The organism is Bacillus sp. LR--39 (assembly GCF_053613335.1).
In genome coordinates this window covers 1-999 of sequence record NZ_JBSIOT010000395.1, presented here as the reverse complement: position 1 = coordinate 999, position 999 = coordinate 1, and the positions used below count along the sequence as shown (strand labels likewise).

General features: G+C 49.6%; 2 pseudogenes. Both read right to left on the bottom strand.

Annotation, left to right across the window (positions count from 1 at the left end):
- Positions 1 to 516 (bottom strand): annotated as a pseudogene (gene dppE, locus ACWHAR_RS23520) (dipeptide ABC transporter substrate-binding protein DppE); the annotation flags it as partial.
- A gap of 2 nt (positions 517 to 518) precedes the next feature.
- Positions 519 to 999 (bottom strand): annotated as a pseudogene (gene dppD, locus ACWHAR_RS23515) (dipeptide ABC transporter ATP-binding subunit DppD); the annotation flags it as partial.

The following is a 999-nucleotide window of genomic DNA, read 5'->3' as shown; positions in this document are numbered from 1 at the left end:
CACCTTCACATCGTCTTTTTTCCCTTTCCCGCTGTTATATGCTTCGCCGCCTTCAATAAAATAACCTAGGAATGCTGATGAAGCGCCTTTTTTCGGATCAAGCATCCGCTTCCACGCGTATTCGAAGTCTCCGGCTGTTACAGGATCTCCGTTTGTCCATTTCGCATTTTCCCGAATCGTAAATGTGTAAGTTTTATTATCTTTCGAAACAGACCACTTCTCCGCCATTGCCGGCTCAGGCTCATGATCTTTGCCAAGACGCGTCAGCCCCTCCATGATGTTATTTAACGGCTGCCATGACACATTATTAAAGCCGATCGGCGGATCGAATGAAGTCGGTTCATTTTCATTATTTACATACAGCACCTTTTCTCCGCTGGTTTTTGCCTTATCATGACTGCCTTCTTTTCCGGCCTGTTCATTTGCTGTGCACCCCATCAGCGCAAACGAAAGTCCTAATGCAAGACTCATGCCCCATAGCTTTTTCACTCGTTTCATCCTCTTCCCCCTTTTCATGTTCAATCCTTCGCATCTCCTGACAGCACCGCATGCTCTGCTCGTTGATCCTGCAGCCAGCAGTTGACGGTGTGCGAGTCAGATCTGATCGTCTGGCCCGGGTACACCCTGTCACACACAACCATCCTGTTCGGACAGCGGGCGGCAAACGGGCAGCCCGGCGGAGGCGAAAATAAATCCGGCGGCGTTCCGTCGATTGGGATCAGCTCAGCGCCATCTAAATCCAGCCGCGGGACAGAACCCAGCAGGCCTTTTGTATAAGGGTGCTGCGGCTGATAAAAAATATCTTTTCTCGTGCCGATTTCCGCCATTTTCCCGGCATACATGACTGCGACTCTGTCAGCTACCTGGGCAACGACCCCTAAATCATGTGTAATCAGAATGACGGACACATTCGTTTTTCTCTGAATCTCTTTAAACAGCTCTAAAATCTGTGCCTGAATGGTTACATCCAGGGCGGTGGTCGGTTCATCCGCAATTAAG